Annotated in this window: 26 protein-coding genes; 15 read left to right on the plus strand and 11 right to left on the minus strand. The window is 40.9% G+C overall.

Translation table 11 applies throughout. The features are described 5' to 3' along the window. Positions 1-13: 13 nt before the first annotated feature. The 5 genes from EHS13_RS08550 to EHS13_RS08570 all read right to left on the minus strand — a co-directional run bounded on the left by EHS13_RS08550 (position 14) and on the right by EHS13_RS08570 (position 6,083). On the minus strand, positions 14-964 hold the full coding sequence (locus tag EHS13_RS08550) for an NAD-dependent epimerase/dehydratase family protein (protein ID WP_155699927.1): 951 nt from the start codon (positions 962-964) through the stop codon (positions 14-16). Beyond that, complete coding sequence (locus EHS13_RS08555; protein ID WP_155699928.1) at positions 961-3,081, minus strand: nucleotide sugar dehydrogenase; 2,121 nt, start codon at positions 3,079-3,081, stop codon at positions 961-963. Before EHS13_RS08555 ends, EHS13_RS08550 begins: the two co-directional genes overlap by 4 nt. 115 nt (positions 3,082-3,196) lie before the next feature. Continuing rightward, positions 3,197-3,994: a glycosyltransferase family 2 protein gene (locus EHS13_RS08560; RefSeq protein ID WP_155699929.1), complete on the minus strand. Its 798-nt coding sequence runs from the start codon at positions 3,992-3,994 to the stop codon at positions 3,197-3,199. Between the two features lie 5 nt (positions 3,995-3,999). Beyond that, on the minus strand, positions 4,000-5,073 hold the full coding sequence (locus tag EHS13_RS08565) for a glycosyltransferase (protein ID WP_162463008.1): 1,074 nt from the start codon (positions 5,071-5,073) through the stop codon (positions 4,000-4,002). Then, entirely contained in the window at positions 5,070-6,083 is a 1,014-nt protein-coding gene (locus tag EHS13_RS08570) for a phosphotransferase (protein ID WP_155699931.1), read from the minus strand. The genes EHS13_RS08565 and EHS13_RS08570 overlap by 4 nt, the downstream gene beginning before the upstream one ends. Before the next feature lie 262 nt (positions 6,084-6,345). Between EHS13_RS08570 and EHS13_RS08575 the strand changes: the two genes are divergently transcribed. The 3 genes from EHS13_RS08575 (at position 6,346) to EHS13_RS36685 (ending at position 9,666) form a co-directional block, all read left to right on the plus strand. Further along, positions 6,346-8,121, plus strand: coding sequence for a glycosyltransferase (locus EHS13_RS08575; RefSeq protein WP_155699932.1), 1,776 nt, complete (start codon positions 6,346-6,348; stop codon positions 8,119-8,121). Between the two features lie 27 nt (positions 8,122-8,148). After that, on the plus strand, positions 8,149-9,225 hold the full coding sequence (locus EHS13_RS08580; RefSeq protein ID WP_155699933.1) for a glycosyltransferase: 1,077 nt from the start codon (positions 8,149-8,151) through the stop codon (positions 9,223-9,225). A gap of 210 nt (positions 9,226-9,435) precedes the next feature. Continuing rightward, positions 9,436-9,666 carry a hypothetical protein gene (locus tag EHS13_RS36685; RefSeq protein ID WP_155699934.1) on the plus strand — a complete coding sequence of 77 codons (231 nt, stop codon included), beginning with the start codon at positions 9,436-9,438 and terminating at the stop codon, positions 9,664-9,666. A 233-nt stretch (positions 9,667-9,899) separates the two neighbouring features. Here the strand turns inward: EHS13_RS36685 and EHS13_RS08590 are convergent, their stop codons facing one another. Both EHS13_RS08590 and galU read right to left on the minus strand, forming a co-directional pair. Further along, positions 9,900-10,079 carry a hypothetical protein gene (locus EHS13_RS08590; RefSeq protein ID WP_155699935.1) on the minus strand — a complete coding sequence of 60 codons (180 nt, stop codon included), beginning with the start codon at positions 10,077-10,079 and terminating at the stop codon, positions 9,900-9,902. A 141-nt stretch (positions 10,080-10,220) separates the two neighbouring features. Further along, positions 10,221-11,093 (minus strand): UTP--glucose-1-phosphate uridylyltransferase GalU, encoded by an 873-nt coding sequence (gene galU / locus EHS13_RS08595; protein WP_155699936.1) that lies wholly within the window; start codon positions 11,091-11,093, stop codon positions 10,221-10,223. 267 nt (positions 11,094-11,360) lie between these two features. On the opposite strand from galU, the gene EHS13_RS08600 reads away from it, so the two are divergent. The 5 genes from EHS13_RS08600 (at position 11,361) to EHS13_RS08620 (ending at position 14,274) form a co-directional block, all read left to right on the plus strand. After that, positions 11,361-11,798 carry a hypothetical protein gene (locus tag EHS13_RS08600; RefSeq protein WP_155699937.1) on the plus strand — a complete coding sequence of 146 codons (438 nt, stop codon included), beginning with the start codon at positions 11,361-11,363 and terminating at the stop codon, positions 11,796-11,798. 141 nt (positions 11,799-11,939) lie between these two features. Continuing rightward, positions 11,940-13,277, plus strand: coding sequence for a polysaccharide deacetylase family protein (locus EHS13_RS08605; RefSeq protein ID WP_162463010.1), 1,338 nt, complete (start codon positions 11,940-11,942; stop codon positions 13,275-13,277). A 38-nt stretch (positions 13,278-13,315) separates the two neighbouring features. Continuing rightward, positions 13,316-13,606, plus strand: coding sequence for a nucleoside-diphosphate sugar epimerase (locus tag EHS13_RS08610; protein WP_155699939.1), 291 nt, complete (start codon positions 13,316-13,318; stop codon positions 13,604-13,606). Positions 13,607-13,609: 3 nt separating this feature from the next. Beyond that, positions 13,610-13,948: an alpha-helical endospore appendage domain-containing protein gene (locus EHS13_RS08615; RefSeq protein ID WP_227013846.1), complete on the plus strand. Its 339-nt coding sequence runs from the start codon at positions 13,610-13,612 to the stop codon at positions 13,946-13,948. After that, the gene (locus EHS13_RS08620; protein ID WP_155699940.1) at positions 13,948-14,274 is read left to right on the plus strand and encodes a hypothetical protein; all 327 of its coding nucleotides are present in this window, start codon (positions 13,948-13,950) and stop codon (positions 14,272-14,274) included. The genes EHS13_RS08615 and EHS13_RS08620 overlap by 1 nt, the downstream gene beginning before the upstream one ends. Here EHS13_RS08620 and EHS13_RS08625 read toward each other — a convergent pair. Further along, the gene (locus tag EHS13_RS08625) at positions 14,266-15,768 is read right to left on the minus strand and encodes a glycosyl hydrolase family 18 protein (RefSeq protein WP_227013847.1); all 1,503 of its coding nucleotides are present in this window, start codon (positions 15,766-15,768) and stop codon (positions 14,266-14,268) included. The genes EHS13_RS08620 and EHS13_RS08625 overlap by 9 nt on opposite strands. A gap of 306 nt (positions 15,769-16,074) precedes the next feature. Between EHS13_RS08625 and EHS13_RS08630 the strand changes: the two genes are divergently transcribed. After that, entirely contained in the window at positions 16,075-16,680 is a 606-nt protein-coding gene (locus EHS13_RS08630) for a rhomboid family intramembrane serine protease (RefSeq protein ID WP_155699942.1), read from the plus strand. A gap of 85 nt (positions 16,681-16,765) precedes the next feature. On the opposite strand, the gene EHS13_RS08635 is transcribed toward EHS13_RS08630, so the two are convergent. Further along, positions 16,766-17,767 (minus strand): NAD(P)/FAD-dependent oxidoreductase, encoded by a 1,002-nt coding sequence (locus EHS13_RS08635; RefSeq protein WP_155699943.1) that lies wholly within the window; start codon positions 17,765-17,767, stop codon positions 16,766-16,768. A gap of 382 nt (positions 17,768-18,149) precedes the next feature. Between EHS13_RS08635 and EHS13_RS08640 the strand changes: the two genes are divergently transcribed. Both EHS13_RS08640 and EHS13_RS08645 read left to right on the plus strand, forming a co-directional pair. Continuing rightward, positions 18,150-19,340, plus strand: coding sequence for an NAD(P)/FAD-dependent oxidoreductase (locus tag EHS13_RS08640; RefSeq protein ID WP_155699944.1), 1,191 nt, complete (start codon positions 18,150-18,152; stop codon positions 19,338-19,340). A gap of 4 nt (positions 19,341-19,344) precedes the next feature. Next, on the plus strand, positions 19,345-19,617 hold the full coding sequence (locus EHS13_RS08645) for a hypothetical protein (RefSeq protein ID WP_155699945.1): 273 nt from the start codon (positions 19,345-19,347) through the stop codon (positions 19,615-19,617). Between the two features lie 161 nt (positions 19,618-19,778). Here the strand turns inward: EHS13_RS08645 and hemQ are convergent, their stop codons facing one another. Next, positions 19,779-20,525 (minus strand): hydrogen peroxide-dependent heme synthase, encoded by a 747-nt coding sequence (gene hemQ, locus EHS13_RS08650; RefSeq protein WP_155699946.1) that lies wholly within the window; start codon positions 20,523-20,525, stop codon positions 19,779-19,781. A gap of 127 nt (positions 20,526-20,652) precedes the next feature. Between hemQ and EHS13_RS08655 the strand changes: the two genes are divergently transcribed. From EHS13_RS08655 to dnaI, 3 genes are read left to right on the plus strand one after another with little or no spacing between them, the layout of a single operon-like run. Beyond that, complete coding sequence (locus tag EHS13_RS08655) at positions 20,653-20,946, plus strand: YuiB family protein (RefSeq protein ID WP_227013848.1); 294 nt, start codon at positions 20,653-20,655, stop codon at positions 20,944-20,946. A gap of 23 nt (positions 20,947-20,969) precedes the next feature. Next, entirely contained in the window at positions 20,970-22,472 is a 1,503-nt protein-coding gene (locus EHS13_RS08660) for a replication initiation and membrane attachment family protein (RefSeq protein ID WP_155699948.1), read from the plus strand. A 35-nt stretch (positions 22,473-22,507) separates the two neighbouring features. Then, entirely contained in the window at positions 22,508-23,470 is a 963-nt protein-coding gene (gene dnaI / locus EHS13_RS08665; RefSeq protein ID WP_155699949.1) for a primosomal protein DnaI, read from the plus strand. A 285-nt stretch (positions 23,471-23,755) separates the two neighbouring features. Here the strand turns inward: dnaI and EHS13_RS08670 are convergent, their stop codons facing one another. Further along, the gene (locus tag EHS13_RS08670; RefSeq protein ID WP_155699950.1) at positions 23,756-23,899 is read right to left on the minus strand and encodes a YqzM family protein; all 144 of its coding nucleotides are present in this window, start codon (positions 23,897-23,899) and stop codon (positions 23,756-23,758) included. Between the two features lie 233 nt (positions 23,900-24,132). Between EHS13_RS08670 and trxA the strand changes: the two genes are divergently transcribed. After that, on the plus strand, positions 24,133-24,447 hold the full coding sequence (gene trxA / locus EHS13_RS08675) for a thioredoxin (RefSeq protein ID WP_155699951.1): 315 nt from the start codon (positions 24,133-24,135) through the stop codon (positions 24,445-24,447). The last annotated feature ends 26 nt before the right edge of the window (positions 24,448-24,473 follow it).

The following is a 24,473-nucleotide window of genomic DNA, read 5'->3' on the forward strand; positions in this document are numbered from 1 at the left end:
ATCAAGCACAAAATTACACGTTTCCATAAAGCTTGGTTATATAGCTCCATTGCTTCGTCATTCCTTCGTCTAAGGAAATAATTGGATTATACCCAAGCTCAGCACGCGCAAGCGAAATATCGGCACCTGTAGCAAAAGGGTCACCTGGCTGTTCGGGCAAATAAGTCAGCTGTAACGCCTTTCCAGATAGACCTTCAATTTTCTGAATGACTTCGTTAACGGAAGCTCTTTCGACTCCACCTATGTTGAATACATTCCCGTGATTGCTATAGCTCATTGCGCTAATATTAGCTTCCACTACATCGCTCACATAGGTAAAGTCACGTGTTTGCTCACCATTTCCATAAACCGTTAAAGATTGGCTGAACAATGCAGCTTTCATAAAACGGTGGAACCCCATATCGGGCCGTTGTCTTGGCCCGAATACGGTGAAATACCTTAAAGCCGTGTAAGGTAGCCCATATTGTTTATGGTAAAGAGCACAAAGCTGCTCTCCGGCTAATTTAGTCAATCCATAGGGAGAAATAGGTTGAGTGGATGATTGCTCCGAACTGTAAGGTTCGTTGCTGCCACCGTAAACAGAGGAGGAGGAAGCATAAACGAGTTTTTTTAAGTTTGCTGCTTTGCGGCAAGCATCGAGAATTCTCTGAGTCAACAAAACGTTTGCTTGCAGATAGTCAGTGAACGAGTCTCCCCAGCTGTTCCGAACACCGGCTAAACCAGCAAGATGAAAAATGATATCGACATCTGCAACGAGCTGTTCCAAGTTGGCATTTAATAGATCCATGGACAGCCAATGGAAGCCTGGGTGTTCCAGTGCATGGATGAGATTATTTTCTTTAAAGCTTCGATTGGGAGTTTGTTCAAGATGATCAATTCCTGTGACGGTATGGCCAAGCTTCAGCAAAGCTTCACTTAAATGTGAGCCGATAAATCCTGCAGCGCCAGTAATTACAATGTTCATGTTTCATCACCTCTGGCAATGCCCGAGTATTTCCAACCATAGGAACGCATCTTTTGCGGATCAAGAAAGTTTCGTCCGTCGAATAAATAAGGGGTTTCGGTTTTTTTCACCCACTCTTGCCAAGGATAAGTGGCGAAAATAGGCCATGGGGTCGTTAATATTACAGCATGAACACCAGTAATGGCCTCTTTTGGATTAGTGGTTACCTCAATTTTCAGATTATTGCGAGCTTGGAATGGTTTAGTCCAACGAATTTGTTCGACCGTTGTGATTGTAGGATCCACCACTTTAATTTCTTTAACCCCTAGCTTAATCAAATGCTCGATTAGCCTCACACCTGGAGATTCCCGTTGATCGTCGGTGTCTTCTTTGAATGCCACACCGAGCACAAGTACTTTTTTACCTTTCAAAGGTATATCAGACTGTATTTTTTGGATAAACCACGCGATTTGGGAATTATTGATTCGTTTTGCTTGCTTGAGCAGACTTAAATCCAGCTTGTTTTGCTCCGCAAGGTAAAGCAGTTCATCGACATCTTTAGGGAAGCAGGATCCGCCGTATCCGATACCGGCATGTAAATGATGAGGGGAAATACGTGGATCCAATCCCATTCCGGCAGCAACCTTCTCAATATCTGCTCCCACCAGCTCGGCTAAACGAGCAATTTCATTGATGAATGAGATTTTAGTAGCAAGAAAACCGTTCGAAGCATACTTGATCATCTCGGCTGTTTCATAATTGCAAATAAAGTAGGAGGTTTTCAACGGGGCGTATACCTGCTTCATTTTCTCAATTGCAGGACCAGCATCGCCGCCAATTACGGTTCGAGAGGGATGAAGCGAGTCGTGGAGTGCTTCACCCTCACGTAGAAATTCAGGATTTGAGATAACCTCTATGGGATATTTGCGTGTATCAATCTTCTCGGACAATTGCGCCTTCATCCACCGATTAGTGCCGATTGGTACCGTGCTTTTGGTTACGATAATTTTCGGCTTATTGATGTGCTCGGCAATCACGTCGATGACCTGTTGCAAGTAGGTTAAATCAGCACCTCCGTCCGAGGTTGGGGGAGTACCTACAGAAATAATTAAAATTTCACTATTTATTATGGCAGCTCTGCTATCGGCCGTAAAGGTGATTTTTGCTTTTTTAAGCTGCTGTTGGAGCAATTTATCTAATCCCGGTTCGCTAAATGGCAGCTTGCCTTTATTTAAATTCTCAACTTTGACGGAATCGATGTCGTAACCGATAACTTCATGACCGAGACTGGCTAATACGAGCGCCGTTGTTGTGCCGACATATCCCGAACCAATAACGGTGATCTTCAAAGTCTGTTCACTCCTTTTAATTGGCTCCTTACGAATAATGCGGTTAGTAGGATTATAAGGCACGACCTTCCGATTCCCTTTCACCATGAACACCGCCGATTTTCCAAAGTCAATTGCAATTCGTCCCTGTTCATCCGCAAGCTTCTGTGCCAATATTACGGCATTAACTCCGGCAGAAATCAAGACAATATCACAATCCACAGATTTCATTTTGTCCAAGACCTTTGGAATCTCCTCAAACCTATAAATTTGAATCAATTTGACTATTTTAATATTGAAGTCATTGTACTTTTTATCAACCAATTTTTTAAACTCGTTGGCCCAGCGTGAGATGACCACTGCCTTTTTACCCTTCAGCATTTCCCAGAATTCCTCATGCTCTACCATATGGCGATTGACGAAAGTATAACAAAGCTTTTTGGGTTGAATGTTTAATTTCTTGAAGACGGTATCTGTGAGCGGGCGCAAATATTGATCCTCTGCTAATATTTCCTTGTCATTGTAGTAGGGAACACCCACAATATCGGCTTTTTTAATCGCAGTAATCAATTGATCGCGAAGCTTGAGGTTAGGCAAACGAACGCCTTTCCAGCTGGTTTTACGTGAGAGTATCGCCCAGCGGGTAGAGAGTGTTTTGCGAATCGGCCAGACATTGTATTGGGTCAAGCAGATGTTCTCCCCATCACCGACACGGACGACAGATAGCGGCTTTTTTTCTTCCAATGCCTTTCCGATTTCATCAATAACGGCAAGTGTCGTTAACATTTTTTTTGGCTTTTTTCTGTCCACATCGATTCCCTCACTGTTCTAAGTGTATTTTTCTTGTCTTTATTAAGATATGTGCCGACAAGATCGATGGCATAGGGAGCAGTCCAGTTCAGTAGTCCAGATTATAGCAAAAAGCTTATTTTTTGATTAATCGACCTACTTTAAGCCGGCCACCAACCCATTTGAATCTTGCTTTAAACTTATTGCCCCAGCGTTTTAAAGCTGATTTATATAAATAGCGTGTTACTTTGGCATATTTATGGCGATTGCCAATTCTTGAATTATTCTTTTTATGCTTTAAGCGGTTATAAGCATTTCGATGCAAGGCTTTAAATCTATAGTGGCCTGCTAGCTTGAGCAATATTTGTCTATCCTCAGCGAAGCGTCCTTTTTGAGGGACCTTCGTCGACCACCCTCCAACTCTGCGCAAGGCTTGCGTGCGATAAAAGCGCGGATAAATCATCGGATGGAACGTAATAAAATCATATTTCCCACGGATTTGTCGCTTTCGTTTTGTACTTTGATATTTGATTTTACCTTTTTTCCTCGCCTTCCACACCCTGTCATTTCCATAAACGACACCAACGGATGTGCCTCCTCTTGTCATCTTCTTCAGACAGCTTTTAAGAGTATGGCGATCATACCAATCATCCGCATCAAGCTGGGAGAAATACGGGGTTTTCACTAACGACAAGGCATGATTTAACGCATAGCATACTCCTCTGTTCTTTTTAAGCCTCACATAACGAATTCGCGGATCCTTTAAGAACCGTTTAACTACAGATCTTGTACGATCGGTTGAACCATCATCAATAATTAACAGCCTCCAGCGTCCAGTGGATTGCCGGATTACACTTCTAATTCCTCGGGCTATAAATTGTGCACGGTTATAAGTTGGGATAACTACAGTGATTAGAGGATTTTTTTTAACCATGGAATTCACCCCTTTTTAATTAATTTTTGATAGATGCCTTCTAATTTTCTTACCTGCTTAGCTGAATTGAAGTGGCGCACTACTCTTTCACGCCCGTTAATGCCCATTTGCAGCCGCAAAGCTGGGTTTTTAATTAACTGCTTGATCTTATTAGCTAAGCTTTTGACGTTTCTCTCGGGTACCAATAGTCCGTCTCGACCATTAGTCACCAGTTCAGGGATACCGCCATGCTTTGTTGAAACAACAGGAAGTCCCGTCGCCATGGCTTCTTTTATGGAGTTTGGAATACCCTCGTGGTTTCCATCTTTGGTCGTTATGCTGGGTAAACAGAAGATATCTGCTCGATGCAGCAGCTCGGTTAGCTGGCCATGCGCAATAAGGCCTTTTAGTTTCACAGATTTTTTCAGCTTTAGGGAGGCAATAAGCCGCTTTAGCATTCTGCGTTGATCACCATCACCAACAATAACTAGACGGCTTGATGGATGCTGATCATGTACTTTTTTGAAAGCTTTTATTAAATAATTTAAACCTTTTTTTCGATGCAAGCGCCCAACCGAAATGAGCGATATATGGTTTGTTTTGTTTTCGCGCCGCTTATAAGAGAATTTCTGGAGATTAATGCCGCTATACATAATTTTTATTTTACGTGCAGGGCATCCCCAACGGATCAGCTGGCGCTTCATTTGGCGGGATGGGACGGTGAATTTGTTACCCACTTTGAATAATACACGCAGCTTGCGATGATAGGGTTTTCTTGAATTACGTTTACTTGGTAAATCAAAACCGTGGAAGGAGGTTACCATGGGTATATGAAGCCGCTTTTTTACACTCATTAACTTGACACCGGCATTTCCGAAGCGAGCGTGGATGAGCCTGATTTTTTTTCGCCTAAACTTACGGGCGATTTTCGAGGTTCGGCTAGGCAGGTGCTTAATTCTTGGGAAAGGGAAACGTTTTATATTTATTTTTCTATGGGTGTATACGATCGCTTTGAATCTTTTAATGTTTTTAAGCTCTTCATAAATAAACGTTTCTGACGGAGGAAGATAACGTAAGCGGACAAAAGCAATTTTCTTCAAAATAGTCCCTCCCATTCTCGATTGCGTAGTTTTTTAGCAAAATGGCGATAAATGTAACTGGCTTTACGTTTTTCCTGGTTGATGCGATACTGCAAATGTTTTTTGTCCATTCGGTTATATGTTTTTTTGCGCAGCATCCGTTCAAAAATATGCGGAAATAAGAAGTCGATGCAAATCAGCTGTTTAACTTCAGGAACGAGGGGATGGAGGCCTTCATAGGTTTTCAACATTTTGCGGAAGACCTGGCTAGAAAATCGGTGTTTTTTGAGATACATGGAGAAAATTCGCAGTAAATCCTTGGAAGGTAGATCATAGCGGATATCTTCAAAATCCAGTAGAAATCCAACTTTATTCTTGAAAAGCAGGTTCATTTGATGAAAGTCGCCGTGTACTAAGGTATTGGTTGAGATATTCCCATCTTTGTAAGCCTGATATTCGCTTCTTTTAAGTGCGCCATAGGCTTTATTTGCCACTTTACGGAAAAATGGGATGTATTTGAGGATGATTTTTTCTTTTCGTTTCTTGGATGATTTGTGATCGGAGTACCAATTTTCAATAGACTTTATGCGTTCTTTATATTCCTTCTCCCAATGAGGATGGGAATAAATCTTTATTTCAGAGGGGTATTCCAACTTGCGGGAAGCAGAGTGAAACCGAGCAATCACTTTAACAAGGGCTTCAAGATCAGATGGATTACGCAGGTGATTGTTCTTACCGTCAATCCATTCATACAGGACATAAGGATCTCGGTTATAGATCATGTATAAGTTATCTTTCACAGTGGTTAACGGCCGGGCTAGCTTCACTCCTTGAGCAGCAAGCAGCTGCTCTGACTTGGTGATGAAATGCTGCCTGGTTGGTGAGATATAAAGCCCCTTTAAAGCTCTTTTTTTGCCATCCTTGGTAACAATACGCGCTACATAGCTTGATTTATTTATGTGTTTAATCAAGTTCCATTTCTTGATCTTGAAGCCAAAGTCACGCTCTGTTTTACGTTTCAGCCCCTCCATTGTATGCAATGCTCCTTTCTCCTCGGAAAGCTCTCCCTATCAAGCTATGCAAAGTCAAATAAAAAGCTTGGGCAAAGAAGCTCATTTTCGCTGATACCAAGCAAGCATCGACGTCTGTCTATACAATCAAATCTAAACCATCATAGATTAAGGGTAAACATTAAAATCGATAAAGGAGGAATAGCTTCTGGACCCTATTGCCGTTATTCGATCCAACTTTTTACCGCTTAGCGAAACCTTCATTTACAATGAAATTCAAGAAATGAAAAGCTATGTGCCTTATATCTTTTGTATAAAACGCAAGAATAAAAACGTTTTTCCGCATAAAAAAGTGATTATTGACCCGCATTATCACAAGCTGAATCATAAGCTGAAAGACCACTTCTTTAAGCTGATCCATGCCAGGTTTGGGACGTCAGGCATTCGAATGTTACGCTTAAAAGAAAAGTGGCAGATTCCTTTAATTACTTCTTTTCATGGCTGTGATTCTCCAGGCACAGCTAGAATGAAGAAACACAAGCGATCCTTGCAGCGGTTGTTTTCTGTTGGAGAATGTTTTACAGTACCTTGTCTTGCGATGAAACAGGAGTTAGTTAAACATGGCTGCCCGATTAGCAAGATAGTGGTCCAGTACAGTGGAATCAATCTGGATCAATTTGCGTATAAAGAGCGATTTTACCCACTTGATGGTCAAATAAGAATTGTTCATGTAGGCAGGCTGGTCGAGAAAAAAGGTGCAGAAATATTAATTAAAGCTTTTCATCGGATTCAACAGATTTTTCCGCAGGCAAGGCTAATTCTGATTGGAACGGGGAGGTTGCTGAAGAAACTAAAGCAGTTAAGCCTTGACCTTCATCTGGAAAATAACATTGAATTTTTGGGTGCTCTCCCGCATTCTGAGATTGCGAAACACTTGGAAGAAGCGCATATTTTCTGTCTCCCAAGCTTGAAGGATCGTACTGGAAATCGTGAAGGTATTCCAAATGCAATTAAAGAAGCAATGGCTTGTGGACTTCCCGTAGTATCCACTTTTCATTCCGGAATACCCGAATTAATTAAAGATGGCAAGAACGGACTTTTAGTTAAGGAAAATGACGTTAGTGAGCTTGCAACTAAATTGATTGTGCTAATCAAACAGCCAGAAACCTGGCGGAAGCTTGGCTTGAATGCTAGAGTCAAAATTGAGGCGGATTTCAATAGGGAAATTCAAACAAATAATTTGGAACGGCTGTTTGATCAGGTGATTAAAGCTCATGAAAAAAAGCAAAATGAGAAACCTCTCTTTAGTGTTATTATTCCCACCTACAACCGCGAGCGGTTTCTCGGTCGAGCTATAAAAAGCGTGCTTCAGCAAACCTGTAAAGATTATGAATTAATCGTCGTTGATGACGGTTCGACAGATCAAACTGCGAAAATAGTAAAATCGTTTGGTCCGCGGGTTCGCTATGTATATCAGAAAAACAGTGGACCCTCTGAGGCAAGAAACATGGGGATTAGCTTAGCAAAAGGTAAATATATTGCATTCTTAGACTCGGATGATTACTTTTTAGCTCATAAATTAAAAGAAAATAAAACCTATTTAGAAGCTCATCCAGATTGCCACTTTTTATACAGCTGGTATTACAATGATAAATTCGGGAGTAAAAGAAATGTTGTGCGCAACAGTAGAAGCTACTGGGATCTAAACGCATTTAGATTTCATCTGTATAGAAGGAAATTTACCATCCGTACATCAACGGCAGTCATCCAAAAAAGCTGCTTTGATAAAACAGGTCTTTTTAACTCGCGATATCGATATTCCCAGGATTGGGATATGTGGTTGCGTTTGGCCTGTCATTACACAGGTAAATGCCAAAAAACCCCGTTGGCTGTCTATCGAAGGCATGAACGAAAAGTAATACCCGCTGGCAATCGTCACTTTAATATCCGCAAAACCGCTTTAGAGCTATATCGCTGGAATAAGGAAACATTACTGCGACTAGAAAAGAAATATGGTGCTCGCCGCTCTGCTAAGAAAAATCAATCGATCTCGGCATAATCTGGATAGAAAAAGGAGGAACCGCCTGTGAAGCAAGATTATTCTGCTATCCTGCACCATAAATATTCTTTGGAGGATGGGCACGTAACCGCGCAAATTACGAGTATCGATGGTTATAAAGGCGTAATGATGACGAATAACGAGGATGAGAATCGGGATCAATCTCCGTTTAGCTCGGTACTTTCCTTAGAAGCCATCCAACAAGATCCGAAGCTTCTTAAAGAAAATAACATCGTTGGTGTTCATATTCATCATGGTAGTCTTGCACCCAAATTTCAATTTCTAAAGGAACAATATGGACTTCCCATGTTTGTTGGTTTTCGTGGGAAGGATGCCACCGCATTCCCTAAGAAAAAAGAAAACCTCAAACTATTGAAAAAACTGTTCCAGACGGGTGATCTATTTTTTCCAGTATGTGAGCATCTTAAGCAAGAAATTATCAAATTGGGATGCCCGAAGCATAAAATTCGTGTACTCTATGGGGGCGTGGATTTAGAAAGATTTGAGTGTCGGCCACGTAAAATAGATATAGAGAAAAAAATTCGTTTTTTGGCGATAGGTCGTTTTGTCGAGAAAAAAGGCTTTCAAGATCTTATTCGTGCTTTTGCAGAAGTTAAAGAGCGGCATTTAAATGTAAAATTGATCTTAGTTGGCAACGGACCCTGTGAGTTGGAATATCGCAAGCTAATTAAAAGCTTGTTTCTAACCGGTAGCGTGCAAATCATCCCATGGGTGGATTACCAGAAGATTCAAACCAAATATTACCGTTCCCATATTTTCTGCGCTCCAAGCCGAACAGACCTTGAAGGAAACCAGGAGGGAATTCCCAATACATTAAAAGAGGCAATGGCTACTGGAATGCCTATAGTTTCAACAACTCATGCGGGAATTCCTGAATTAGTTAAAAACAAAGTGTCTGGACTCTTGGTGCCGGAGGGTTCTGTTATTGAACTGGCCCAAGCGATGATCTGGCTAGTGGAGCATCCTGAATATTGGGAGAAGTTTGGCAAAAATGCGCGTAAAAAAGTCGAAACCCACTTTAACATGAAACTGCAGCTGAAAAAGCAGAAAAAGTTCTATGATGAAATTATATTGAAAAAATAAAGCGATTTCTGAGAACCTAAAAAAGGTCGTGATTTCTACTTGCGTAGAGATTCACGACCTTTTTTAGGCAAGTGTCGAAAATTAATCGACACTAGAGCCGGCGATCCAGGGGAATCGCACTGTGCAGAGTCGAAAATCGACACTAGAGTTGGCGATCCAGCGGCACCGCACTGTGCAGAGTCGAAAATCGACACTAGAGATGGAGATGCAGTGACATCGCACTGTGCAGAGTCGAAAATCGACACTAGAGATGGAGATGCAGTGGCATCGCACTGTGCAGAGTCGAAAATCGACACTAGAGATGGAGATGCAGTGGCATCGCACTGTGCAGAGTCGAAAATCGACACTAGAGATGGAGATGCAGTGGCATCACACTGTGTAGTGTCGAAAATCGACACTAGAGATGGATATACTGCTTGCTCGAGCGCTGCAAAGCCATAAAACCGCGTTGCAGCCGGTTTTCTAACTTGCTCGAGCACTGTAAAGCCATAAAACCGCGTTGCAGCCGGTTTTATGACCTGTTCGAGCGCTGTAAAGCCATAAAACCGCGTTGCAGCGGGTTTTATGACCTGTTCGAGCGCTGTAAAGCCATAAAACCGCGTTGCAGCCGGTTTTCTAACTTGCTCGAGCACTGCAGAGCCATAAAACCGCGTTGCAGCGGGTTTTCTGACTTGCTATTGCTCTGCAAAGCCAGAAAATCGCTCAAGAGCTGGTTTTCTGGCTTGCTCGAGCGCAGTAAAGCCATAAAACCGCGTTACAGCGGGTTTTATGACCTGTTCGAGCGCTGTAAAGCCATAAAACCGCGTTGCAGCCGGTTTTCTAACTTGCTCGAGCGCTGCAAAGCCATAAAACAACGTTGCAGCGGGTTTTCTGACTTGCTATTGCTCTGCAAAGCCAGAAAATCGCTCAAGAGCTGGTTTTCTGGCTTGCTCGAGCTCATTTAAATCCCACGAGCGCTAAGTAACTTCGCAATCACCAAAAGGGTGAAATAAATCTCACCCTCGCGCTTTTTCAATGACCTTCATATAATCGAGCACGTGCTGTCTCAAATCGTCTCTTTGAAGCGAGAGTGCGAGTATGGCTTTAACAAATCCGAGAAGATCGCCAACATCATGCCAAACCCCTGAGATTTCACAGGCATGCACGGACTCTTTCTCAAGCAGCTTAGAGATTGCATCGGTTAATTGAATTTCCTGGCCAATGCCTGGCTCTTGGTGCTCGAGAATTTCAAATATGGCAGGGGTAAGAATGTATCTGCCGATCATCGCTAAATTGGTGGGTGCATGCTCAGGCTTTGGTTTTTCTACGAGCGCAGTTATATTATAAAATTTATCATGCAAAAGCTGCGCATCAATAATCCCGTAGCTTGAGACTTCAGTTGGGTTCACAGGCTGTACACCGATAATAGATGTATTATAGCGGTCATAATAATCCATCATCTGTTTTAAACAAGGCGGATTGGCTTCAAGGATGGTATCTCCAAGCAACACGGCAAACGGTTCATTGTTGATGAACTTTCTTGCGCACCAGATAGCATGCCCTAAGCCTTTTGGTTCTTTTTGACGAATGTAATGGATATCGATCATCTGCGATGGCTTAAGTACTTTGTTTAGCAGCTCATATTTATCTTTTTGCTGCAAATGATACTCAAGCTCAAAAGCGCTATCGAAATGATCCTCAATCGAACGTTTGCCTCTCCCCGTTACAATAATAAGATCTTCAATTCCGGATGCGACAGCTTCCTCGACAATGAATTGAATGGTTGGCTTATCTATAATGGGCAGCATTTCTTTGGGCATTGCTTTGGTTGCGGGTAAAAACCTCGTTCCTAAACCTGCTGCAGGAATTATTGCTTTGCGGACTTTCATAGGCCCATCATCCTTCTATTACTTTCGATTTGTTGAGAGTGTATCATAAACCATCCAATCCTATTATTTTAACGCTCATGTGGCATCGCTCCTCAAGCATATATTCGCTGCTCTTTACTATATGAAGGGAGAAATATACCCGACACGATGTTTGTCTCAGTCTGCTAGAAAATCAGGCGAATATACTATACCTTTTTAAAATGTGTAAAAGGCACAGTCAATCTTCATTGAGCGTCATATGATGATCTCAGCAAAGGAGGTGTGGCTATGTTGAAGAAAGCAGTTATTCGACAAGAACGACGTCCAGTCTTAACTTTATTCGCGGATTCAAATTTCGTAGGAAGATTTTTACGTTTTCGCGGTAACCTTGGTGTTCGCAGCTTGTCTGTTTTCAATTTTAATGATCTTTTATCCAGCTTCCGATTATCAGGCAACTCGAGTAGTACTCTTGTATTATTCGCAGATGATAATTACCAAGGGAATCGGCGTATTTTTAGAGGACCAATCAATGATGTGAGTTTTCTAAGTGGTTTTAATGATGTAACTTCGTCCTTTATTCTATCTCGTAATCGTTTATCCAATAGTGATATTGACGATATTCAAGATGAAGCTGTGGCTCCTGCTAATTTTGGCGAGGTTATCAATAACGGTACGGTAACATCGAAGCGTAAACCAGCAGTAAAAAAACCTGTAGGCAAGAAATAAGCAACAGCACACAACCTCCAATAATAAATAGACAAACCTCTATGACATGGACGTTCATTTATGAATGGACCTCCATAGAGGTTTTTCTTTGATAAAATCTATTGTTTTATAATATCCATGTCCTATATGAGGAGGGTGAGTGTGGTCTCAATCATATGCTGCACGATGCGACAAAGCTTTATGGGGAATGTATTTATAAATTATGAAACCCAAGAGTGGAAGAACAAGGAGCTTATTATTATTTTAAATAAAGATGATATGGATATTGAAATATGGAAGCAGTATGCAAAACAATATTGGAATGTTTCAGTCTATCAGCTGCCTGAAATAACTACCTTGGGAGAATGTCTGAATTATGGCATTGAAAAAGCAAAGTATGCTTTTATAGCTAAATTTGATGATGATGATTACTATGGCCCTAATTACCTTGGGCAAGGGATGCAAGCTTTTAAGAAAAAAGATATATCTATTGTGGTAAAAAGGTCTGTATATATGTATTTTGAAAAAAATAAGCTGCTTACCGTACACGTGCCTGGGGAAGAAAATCTATTTATAACGGGTGGAGTGAAGGGAGCAACCTTGCTTTTCAGAAAAAAGATTTATGAGAAAGTAATGTTTCCTTATCTTAACCGCGGGGAAGACACCTTTTTTATTAAAGCATGCCTGAGATATAACTTTAAAATTTATTCGACAACTAAGGCCAATTATGTTTGCGTGCGAAGAGCTGAACCAGGCCATCATACCTGGAATGTTGAAGATGAAGTACTGATGAAGAATTGTACGGTTGTTTGTAAAACGGATGATTATAGAGCGTGTGGAGTCGATCATGAACAGCGAACCAGCAAAAAAATAGCCTATCTCACATTTGATGATGGTCCTAATCAGGCAACGAGTCAGATTCTGGACATTCTTGCCACCTATAAAGCCGTAGGCACATTTTTCATGCTGGAGCCTAACGTCCAGATTTTTCCGAAAATTGCGCAGCGGATGGTCAATGAAGGCCATGCAATAGGATTGCATGGGGTTTCTCACAAAGTAAATATTTTTTACGCCTCTAAGGAGTCCGTTATGCGAGAAATTACTACGTGTCGGAGAACTCTTAAAAGTATAACGAGGATGAATACCTTTCTGGTTCGAGCTCCTTACGGAAGTAATCTATATATGAAACCCACTTATCTAAAAGCAGTAAATTATGCTGGTTATCGCTTATGGGATTGGAATGTGGATAGCTTGGATTGGAAGTTTCGTGATAGACGATTGTTGAAGCAGATTATTAAAGATGTTTTGCGATTGGAGAAAAAAGCGATAAATCCGGTAATCCTTATGCACGACTATCCAGAGACGGCAAAGTATCTCCCGAAAATCATTTCTTTTCTTGAAAAACGGGGCTATTTATTAGAGAAAATCGATTATTCTTTAAAGCCAGTTCTATTGAATCGACTTAGCATGAAACATAAACTGAGGTTGCGCATAAGATAAACAATGAACATCATGTGCAAAAGCTTAGGAGGTTGTGAATGGAGCGGGAAATAACAGGTATCGTCAACCATATCATGAATTCACAACGACAAATGGCTAAAATACTACAATCCGAAAGGCATATTGTCGAGCACATTGCGAGAATAGTCAATGAAATTCCTAGTCGCCAGCCCTCATTTAACACAACCGAAGCCATTATTAAAAATTCAAGTGATGTGACAAGAACAGTTACTTCCTATCTTGTAAGCCTGGCTGAACTGGAAGAGGCAATAGCGATTAATTTAACAATTGTTATGAAGCAACTCCAAATAAAAGACGAGGGTGAATAACAATTGAAGCGTGAAGAGGCTTATTTATCGATTTTGGAAGCTACAGGCAAAATGCAATTCAATATTTCACTTATGCTGGAAGCCAAATCTTTGGAAGCCGAGAAGGCGAAAAATTGGCTTTGCAATCAAATCTCCCATAATAACTTTAGCGGACATGGGGATCAGCTGTTACAGATGCTTACTATTCATCAGCAGATGATTGAAGTCATAGATGGTATAACTAAGATGGAGCACGGTCTAGGGAAGAATTTGAAAATTGTACTCGAAACCCACGAAAATGGAGAAAATGGCGGTTTCATGGGAGGGCATGGAGGCCATTTTGGAATGGGTGGATTTACTTGATGAATGGGCTACATCGTCAAAACGAGCTTAAACTAGATATTCTACATTCTCTTGCGAGAAGCCAGCGGGCTTTAGCAGAAATGGTAGAGACGATTGCTCCTGTTATGACAGCTTCCTTACAATCAGCAAATTCCTCTCTGCGTGCTGCATCATCCGATCAAGTAACTAAACAGATTTTAACCCACATAGAAAGCTTAAGCAGATACCAGCACGCTCTTGCGCAGAAATTAAGCGGAATTGATGTACGTCAAGTAAAGCTCGGGAGACCCGGTAAACCTTATCTTGCGCCAACTCCACCTGAATTGAGAGCTGTAAAATTACTTTAATTGATCTTGAATGCGTGAAAGAATAACTGCCATTTGTGCACGGGAAATTTGTTCTTCTGGGTGAAACGAGCCATCCTCGTAGCCTAATAATATTTGGTTTTCAGCTAATGCAGCAATGGCAGAGAAGGACCATCTGCTAGTCGAGACATCTGAGAACGGAATAACTGATCTTGATTTCGGTTGGAGGTTAAGTAAGCGTGAGATTAAGCTGCTGATTTCCTCCCGTGTTATCGGGGAATCAGGAGCAAACAATTGATTGCCGATTCCGCTAACCACACCTAAATTTGTCATGGAAAGAATATCGGAATAAGCCCAGTAATTCTCCAATACATCGCTGTAGCCTGTAGAAGCGGGGTTGATGGGTACCTTGACCATTTTATTTGAGTCTGCTAAAGCTCTTGCCATAATGGTTGCCGCTTGGGCACGAGTTAAGGGAAGCTCTGGTGCAAACAATGTGGGTGAAACACCTATCATCCAGCCTTTATTTATCATTTCGGTTGCTTCCTGCTGGGACCAATGATTCTGTAAATCGATATAATAATAGCCGTTGGACCAGCTGTCATAATAGCTCCATGTATCACTAGTTGCTTGATTCAGACTCCAGCTTCCAGTCCCTTTTAGCTTATATTTTTGAACCAATTCCAGCTTTGCTTTTAGTGATCGCTCATTCTCATACCATAAAGTGTACTTGCCATTTGGCAGGGATTGACCAAAAACCTTTGTCCGTGGGTCGGTGGCTTTAATCGTAAATTCACTATGAACAGACTGTTCTTTTTTATCGTAGTACTCTGTACCGCCATATTTAGCAGCAAGTCTTGATGCAAGCTCGTTCGTTACTCCTGCACCATCGTATGAGGTTTGCCCATTCCACAATCGACCATAAAAAGGAATGCCAAGCACAAGCTGGGATGAAGGGATTTGAGTTAATGCGTATTGAATAGAGCTCTCAACAAACGGTAAACCAGCCACGGGACCCGCTTTCGGATCTCCTGGATAATGTTCATCATAAGCCATAAGCATGATATAATCACAAGCGGCTGCAAGTGCTTTTAAATTGTAAGCGTCCTCTAAACCATCCGGATTAGCGGGTACCGCAATGGAAACCTCCTTATCCGCAGGTAATTTAGTACGAAGAAGCTTGACGAAGTCTACAAGAGCGGTTTTGCTTGAGCTGCTTATATTCTCGAGATCAACGTTAATCCCATCCCAATTGTATTTTTTTATAGCAGCGGTGATTTGAGTGGAGAGGGTGTTGCGGTTTTGTAAAGCCTTTTCGGCTATGTCTCGGTTCCATTCATTTCCTAAGTAAGGGATCACTTTCATGTTTCTGCTATGCATGGCATCGACGAAAGCGGGATCCATCGACTCGGAGATACGCAAGGTACCGTTTTCAGCGAGCTCTGTATAGCTTGGCGCGATGGCTTGTAATGCTCCATTTGTAGCATCTACATTTTTAATGAGCGCTGGTGTATCTCCGTAATATACATAAGACATATTATATGTATTTGTTCTAGCTTCAATGATGGGTGAACTAAGTATTCCAAGAACGAGGGTACAGGCTAAAGTTTTTTTGATTAAAGGTTGGTTTGAAAAAAACGTTTTCACTTGGAAGTTTCGCAGGGGCATCGTGTTCCTCCTAAATTATAAACTTGCCTTTCTATCTTTTCAAAAAAGAGCTCATTTTTCAAACACCAAATAATGGGAAAAGATAGGCGAACTCTATTTTTTCTGAATTTAATAGAGATATGCTATATTTATACAGGTAAGTGTCTATACTCTAATTAGAGATGAGGTGATGAGTTGAACTTATTTGTACGTAGGGAGAGCTTTAAGGAGTATTTAACTAAATTTCCACTAACTTCACTTATTATGGCAATCAATGTAATCTATTTTGGGCTTATGCATTTATTTCCAGGCGAATTCGAACAAGATACCATTTGGAAATGGGGAGCCTATGCGTACACGTCGATCCAAGATGGGGAGTATTATCGTTTTATAACTCCTATTTTTATGCAAATCGGAGTATCGCATTTTATTTTCAATCTTTTTTCGATGTTTATATTTGTTGCAGTACTTGAGCATTTAATAGGGAAAAGTCGATTTATCGTCATTTATATGGGAGCAGGAATTATTGGATATCTAACGACGTTCTTGTTTTCATCCAGTGAATTAGGCTTGGGTGCTTCCGGTGCTATATTTGGAGTATTGGGTGCGTTTCTATACTTAAGCCAGAAAAAATCCCCACTGTTGGATGATGCTTCAAGAAAAACGATTATTCCAATTTTGCTGATTAATTTGGTCTATACTTTTATCGACCCAGAAATTAGTATTACAGGCCATGTTGGTGGATTAATCGGGGGGTATGTGTTGTCCATGCTGCTGCAAATTGATAAAAGGCGTGCCTAATAATTAAGCTTTGGACTAAACATCATCATAAAAAAACATCCCGGTTAATCTTACATTAACCAAGGATGTTTATTTGTTTAGCCAACTACATCTTCATATTACTGCTGTGTCCTGGGGAAAGCTTAGCCGCAGGGTCAATATAAACCTTGGCATTGTTGATGGCTGTAGGAGCTTCTCCGAAGCCGACAGCGATCAGTTTAAGCTTGCCTGGGTAAGTCGTGACATCACCGGCAGCGAAGATACCGGGAATGCTGGTTTCCATACGAGAATCCACAATGATCGAGCCATTGTCGATTTCAAAGCCCCATTCAGCAATTGGACCCAAAGAGGAGATAAATCCGAAGTTAATAATAACTGCATCAACGTCCATATCGAACTTTTCACCGCTTTTACAATCCTCAAGTGTGACCTTTTCAATAAATTCATGGCCGTGCAAGTAAGTAAGCTCTTTTGGTGTTAGGACTTGAACGGTTGATTTCATTAAGTTTTCAACGCTGTGCTCATGAGCACGGAATTTATCACGACGGTGAATGAGAGTAACCTTCTCAGCAATCGGCTCAAGCATCAAAGCCCAATCCACTGCAGAATCTCCTCCACCATTGATCAATACTTTTTTATTAGCAAAAATTTGCAAATCGTTCACAAAATAATGCAAGTTTTTCTTTTCGTACTTAGCTGCTTCTGGTAATTCCAAGCGACGCGGCTGGAATGCACCTACACCTGCTGTGATAATAATAGCCCGGCAATAATGCACAGCTACATCTGTCACAACTTGAAACAACCGTTCTTCCTTTTTGATTACTTGAAGAACTTTCTCTTCAAGACAAATCGTAGTTGGAAAATGCTTCATTTGTTCCGCTAAATTATTGACCAGCTCTTGAGCTGTCACTTTAGGGAATCCAGCTACATCGTAGATGTATTTCTCTGGATAAAGCGCGGCTAGCTGACCGCCTAATTGTGGCATGCACTCGACAATTTTCACAGATGCTTGTCTCATACCTCCGTAAAATGCTGCGAACATTCCAGCTGGTCCGGCTCCAATAATAAGAATATCCGTAATTTCTAAGGGTTCTTGATTCTCTGACACTGTTGAAACACACCTCCGTCACATGATTACCAATTTCGTCTTATATTATAATCCTCCTTTTGAAGGAAAGAAACCCCAAGCCCATAAATAATTTTTAGTTAAATATGTAATTGCAAGAATTACGTCGAAATATCAGCTTTTATAGAGAAAAACAGGAAAGATTTACTGAATTTCAAACCAAATAAAACTTGCTATTTTGGTCTGAAAACTATATCATTTCATATGATCGATAAAATTTTGACCGTTATAAAAATGTTGGGTAATAAATGAGAAGCCTCAAGCCCAAACTAACAGAGGCACAAATAATTTTGGTGTGTTTTGTGTAAAATTTCACAAAGTAATAAGCACAACCAAATATTTCATAGGACGGAAGGGATTAGACATGAGTAGAATACCAAGAATCGTTATTCTGGGCGCAGGATACGGCGGCATCGTCACTGCGATCCGACTGCAGAAACATTTAAATTATAATGAAGCGGATGTAACTTTGGTGAACAAGCATGATTACCATTACATTACAACGCATCTTCATATGCCTGCAGCTGGAACAGACAACCCTGAAAATTCGCGCGTTAACATTTCCCGACTAATTGATGAATTTAAAGTGGATTTTGTGAAATCAACTGTAATGCAGATTAAACCAATTGAGAAGAAAATTATTCTAGAAGACAGCACTTTGTCTTATGACTATTTAGTCGTTGGACTTGGTGGAGAGCCCGAAACCTTTGGTATTCCTGGTTTACAGGAGCATGCCATGAACATCCGCAGTATTAACAGTGTGCGTTTAATTCGGGAGCATATTGAATACCAATTTGCCAAGTATAAAGGTGAGCCAGATCGCTTGGATTATCTGACCTTTATTGTTGGTGGAGCAGGCTTTACTGGAATTGAGTTTGTTGGCGAGCTGGCTGACCGTATTCCTAACTTGTGCAAGAAGTACGATGTGGATCAAAAGCTAGTTAAGATCTTTAGCATCGAAGCTGCACCTAATGCAATGCCTGGATTTGATCCTGAATTAGTTGAATATGCAACGAATGTATTAACTAACAAAGGCGTAGTATTCAAACTAGGAACAGCTATTAAAGAATGCACAGCAGCTGGAGTTGAATTGGCAACAGGTGAGTTCGTGAAAACGACTACTGTCATTTGGACAGGTGGTATTCGTGGAAATCATATGCTGGATCAAGCTGGATTTGCAACCATGCGCGGTCGGGTAAAGGTTGATTCTTTCCTACGGACTACCGAATATGAGAATGTTTATGTGGTTGGGGATTGCTCTATTGTGATGAATCCAGAAGGCAAACCATATCCTCCGTCAGGTCAAATTGCTACTCAGCAAGGTGAAACCTGTGCTTATAATCTAATTGCTGCCATTCGCAACACGCCGCCAAAAGAGTTTAAGTACATCAATAAAGGCACGGTTGCTTCTTTAGGTAAGCGTGAGGCTGTTGGTATGGTGGGAACACGTAAAGTAAAAGGAAATAAAGCAGCTTTGTTGAAAAAGCTTGTAGATATGCGTTATTTATACATCATTGGCGGAATTCCATTGGTTATCAGAAAAGGTCGTTTCTAGCACAATGAGACATTGCAGCGTACAAGTGCGTGGACTATTGACCCGTGAGGAACTCGATCGTTACAATGCTTTGATTGAAGTCGGTCATTTCCTTGAAGCACAGAATCGGTATGATTTGGTCTATCCGGTACAGAAGGAAATTGACTATTTGATTATGCCAGCAATCGAACGGCTCAAGGAAAAAGGACGACAGCGTGATCGCGATACTGCTGAATACTTAAGTCAACAGAGTGCGCTGCAGGACGACGACGATGATGACGAGGAAGACAAAAAGTAAGCTTGTGGAGAAAACGTGCTGCTCTGGCGCGTTTTTTTATTTGCTGTTACATAACAGGAAGCTTCAATCCTTATTATAGAAATTTAAACAAAAAACCGCGCTAGCAGTAAGATTCTTAAGCGAATCAAGCCACTAGAACGATATTAAAGGGTCTATTGAGATTAAACTTCAAGCATAGCTTGCAGCTTAGACAGGTTAAGTATATTACCGACGTAGAAGTCTCCAAAGTCGCCATATTGTGCACTCACGCGATCAAAACGCATTTCGTATACAAGCTTCTTGAAGGTAAGAGGATCATCAGCGAATAGTGTAACGCCCCATTCCCAGTCATCCAGGCCTACGGAGCCAGTAATAATCTGCTTAACACGACCTGCGTAGCTTCGTCCAATCATACCGTGGCTGCGCATCATCGCGCGACGCTCGTCCATACTGAGCATATACCAATTGTCCGCACCATCACGACGTTTGTTCATCGGATAGAAACAAATGTGGTTATTTTTAGGAAGAGTTGGTTTTAGGCGAGCAACAATATCAGGATCGTCCATAGGGTCAACACCGGGCTTAGTCATATAATTACTCAATTCCACTACAGAAACATATGAATATGCAGGAATAGTGTGTTGAGCAAATGTGGTTTTGTTGAATGCTGTTTCCAGCTCATTAAGCTGCTCTAGCGACTCTCTTAAATGCATAAAAGCAAGATCTGCTTTTTGTCCGACAATGCTATATACAGCTGAACTGCCTTGTTTATTGATTTCGACTACATGCCATTGCTCCAAGAAAAGCAGCAGCTCCTGCAAGGCCTTGCCTCGTTCCTCTACGGAAACATATTTCCATGAAGCCCAATTAATGGTGCGAAAATCATGTAAAGCATACCAGCCTTCTAGTGTTTGAACCGTATCGCTCATTTACTCTCACTCCTATTCAATTTCTCTTCATTCATTGTAGCCAATAATATGCCAAAGGGCAAACCAGTGACTTACCTTTACAGTGGAATTGCGATGGGCTAAAATAAGAAGATAAGGAGATGACATCGTGATTATTAGTTTTTTACAATTTTTTGTAGCGACGCTTTTAGCGTTTTGTATTTTTCTAGGGTTGGGCTTCATTATCAATATGCTCTTAAAAACAACGTGGCTTCCGGTTTATGCCTATTTCATCGTGGTTATTATTATCGTTTATTCGTTTTGGGAGGAAGACTCGTTTATTAGTTATTTAAAAGGAACATCCTTTTCAGATGTGATATTATTCATCGGCGGCTTGGCAGGCGCAATCTTAAGCGGTTATTTAATTAAAATGTTACGCGACAAAGGATATAAAATGTATTAATCCCCAAGGGTGGAGTCGTTACTATGCGCATTACGAATTTGCACCATTTTACCGAGAATCACCGTTTCTGTGTTTTTCGTGACTTTGCCCTCAGTGGCTTGAATTACCGCATGCTGACTAATATTTATCAGCCGATGATCGGTGCTTTTGCTGTGGGCTTATTCACGACACTCTATCAACAGCTGCCTAGTGAAATGACAGGGTTTTCGGCGCTAGAGCAGCAACGCAAATTGTTTTTCTCCTTGGAGCTGGAGCATGGTGAGCGGGGGCGCAAGTTCCTTATCGAGCAATCATCCAAGCTAGAAGCGGTTGGTTTGTTGCAGACTACTAGACGTTATATAGAAGCAAATGATGATTATATATATGAATATCAATTAACGGAGCCGTTAGGTCCGCAAGAGTTTTTCAAAAATCAGCATTTAACCTTGTTGCTGCGTGACAAAGTTGGCAAGCATATGGTATTGAATTTACGCGAAGAACTTATAGCGGAAGAGCCAAATGAATTGCGCCAGACAAATAGTGAAAATTTATCCGTACCGTTCTATGAATTGTTCAAGCTGAATACTCAAGTAATCGATTATGAGCTGGAGCAAGCATTGTACCAAACGGCAACTTCTCGACAAACGGATGTTAAATTAGATGTAACAACTAAGGGCTTCACTTACGAAGATATTATTATGCGCTTTCCTCGTCAATCACGTAATCGTGAGTTTGTAGAAAATTTGCGTTATCGTCCAGATCAACTGGCGGGCGTTAATATTGTCGCTAAGAAATACCAGCTTAACCTTCAGGATATTTGCAGATTGTTGGATGAGGATTCGGTTTTTGACGATGAGAGTAATTTGCAAATTGATTTATTGCAATACAAAGCCAATTCAATTTTCCGTCAGTTGAAGCAGCATGATGAAAAGGTAGAGCGTCATTTGCATAAAATTGAAGATGCTAATCGAGCTGAAAATGGCGAGATGCAAATGGAAAAATCAGTTGAGATGGCATTCTATTTGGATGCTCCACAGATTTTTCAAGGACAATGTGATGTTCACCAATATAATATGATATTGCGAAACGAACCCTATACTTTGGTGTTGAAACGCTTTTTCCCTCAAGGTTCGGTACCTGATGGTGTTATTAAGATTTTCGAAGTTATTGATTTAAATTATAAGCTTTCTGAAGAAGTTATTAATGTTCTAATTCATTACGTTCATGTTGATCGACGCTCTTGGACTAAAGCTTCGATTGAAGCCGTTGCGTCAGATCTGTTAGGAAAAGGAATCCATACATATGAGCTAGCAGTAGAATATGTCAGAGATAAAGCCAAGTATCGCGAGCAAGCTGCGAAAAAAGCCGCAGAGCCTAGCAATAATGAGCGAAATTCTTATAACAAATCTCGTACCAACTATAACTCTACTAAACAGAAGCCGAAGATTTCGATTATTGCTGATGTGCCTAAATCGGCACCACTAACGGATGAGAAGCGTGAAGAAATGCGACGTAAAGCTCGAATGTTGGATGGGAAGATGGATTAAGCTAGCTTTCTATTGAAGTTTTAAGGAGGTTTGAAATGGAATCGTTATCGGATCTATTTAAAAAAGTGCCGATTTCAGCTGCGCATCGCGAGCAAGCATTGGCTAAAAGTCAGCAAATCGTTTCCGACCCTTTGATTCTAAAATGGCGTAAACAATATCCATTTGTTCAAGATCAGGATTTTAAGCTTAATATGAATCGATTCTATCAATTTGTCGTAGAATCCAACAATTGCAAGAATTGTCCTGGTTTAGAGCTATGCCCAAATGATTATAAGGGGCACTACTCTGATTTGACTGCAGAGAATTTTGAAGGATCAACAGAAATTAATGATCAGAAGGTATCCTGTAAATTATATATAGCCAAGCAAACACAAGAGGCTATTCGCAGCCGCATTCATAGTTTTTATGTAGATGATCGTGCCTTGTCTGAAGGTTACTCCATGGAAGAAATTTTTAACAAGGATGAAGAACGTGAAGAAGCCGTAGGTCAGGTATTGGAATATATCTTACTAACAAAGAAAAGTGGCTTGCCTAAAAATGGACTTTATGTAGTTGGTAGCTTTGGTACTGGTAAAACTTTTTTAATGTGCTATATGCTTCATGAGTTAGCGAAAACAGGCTTAACTGGCGCAATTATCTATATGCCTGACTTTTCAGAGGATCTGAAGGCAATGTTCGCTGAACCGCAAAAGCTAAAAGAAACCATTGATTTGTTGAAAGAAACGGATTTGCTGATATTTGATGATATTGGAGCGGAGAATATGAATCCTTGGCTGCGTGATCATGTCATGGGTACGATTCTTAACTACAGAATGAATCGCAAGCCGACGTTTTTCACTTCGAATTATGAGTTGAACGCTTTGGAGAAGCATTTCAGCTTTACGAGCAAGGATGGCGAGGAAGAGTTTAAAGGCCAGCGAATCATGGATCGAATTCGCCCCTTCGTCGAAGTGGTACATGTGAAAGGCTTCAATAAAAGAGGCAGTAGAAAGGACTAGTGCGATATGCACTAGTTCTTTTTTTAAGCAAAGATCTTATCTGGAAAGTTGAAAATTTAGTTTCCTCCCAGCGATTATTAGTGAAAAGCATTACGCTGAAAAACAGCGTATGGTGTTCGTATTTGTTAAAGTAACTGTCTGTTAGACTGTTTTTCAGCTTATCAGTGGCGGTTTGTGCTCCAAGTTGGTTTTAAATCAAGCCACACAGCCGCCCACAAAACCAAAAAAAACCGACAAAGGTTTTGGCGGTTTCTCTTATGGGGTATTGTGAACAATCACGGATATTTATTGCAGTAAAGTAATGGCTGTTGCAACGATACCCATGAGGAATAAAAATCCGAACATACCGGCAAAGCCAAGCGCCGTGTCCAAAAAGTCATTACTTGGTTCTTCCATCAGATGCTCTTCCGGGTGGTTAAGTTCGCTCATGGTGATCCTCCTTAAAATTTCATAAAAACTTACATCGTAAGCTTATCTAAGTATTAAATCTTATACCTGTAGTATAACCAACTTAAATTCGTTCGTAAAGTATTCTGCACCAAGCTCAGTCGATTATCCAAAATAAAATTGGGTTTTGCAACAAAATGTTCATTATTTACTTGTTATGAAAACAGCTAGGACTGTGGTATACTAAGCTTTAAACGAAATAAGGAGGATTCCCAATGGCTATTGTAAATGTGTCAGATACATCGTTCAAAACAGAAGTTGAGGCGACAGGTACGGTGCTGGTTGATTTTTGGGCGCCTTGGTGTGGTCCTTGTAAAATGATTGCTCCAATTCTTGAAGAGCTTGATAAAGAATCGACTAACCTCAAAATTGCGAAAGTAAACGTAGATGACAATCCAGAATCTGCTGCACGTTTTGGCGTTATGAGCATTCCAACTTTGATCGTATTTAAAGACGGTCAACCAGTTGATAAAATTGTCGGCTTTCAATCCAAAGAAGCGTTGAAAAACGTGGTATCGCGTCATCAGTAATTTTACCATTCATTAACTGCCCAGCA

Source organism: Paenibacillus psychroresistens, from assembly GCF_009728935.1.
Taxonomy (GTDB): domain Bacteria; phylum Bacillota; class Bacilli; order Paenibacillales; family NBRC-103111; genus Paenibacillus_AC; species Paenibacillus_AC psychroresistens.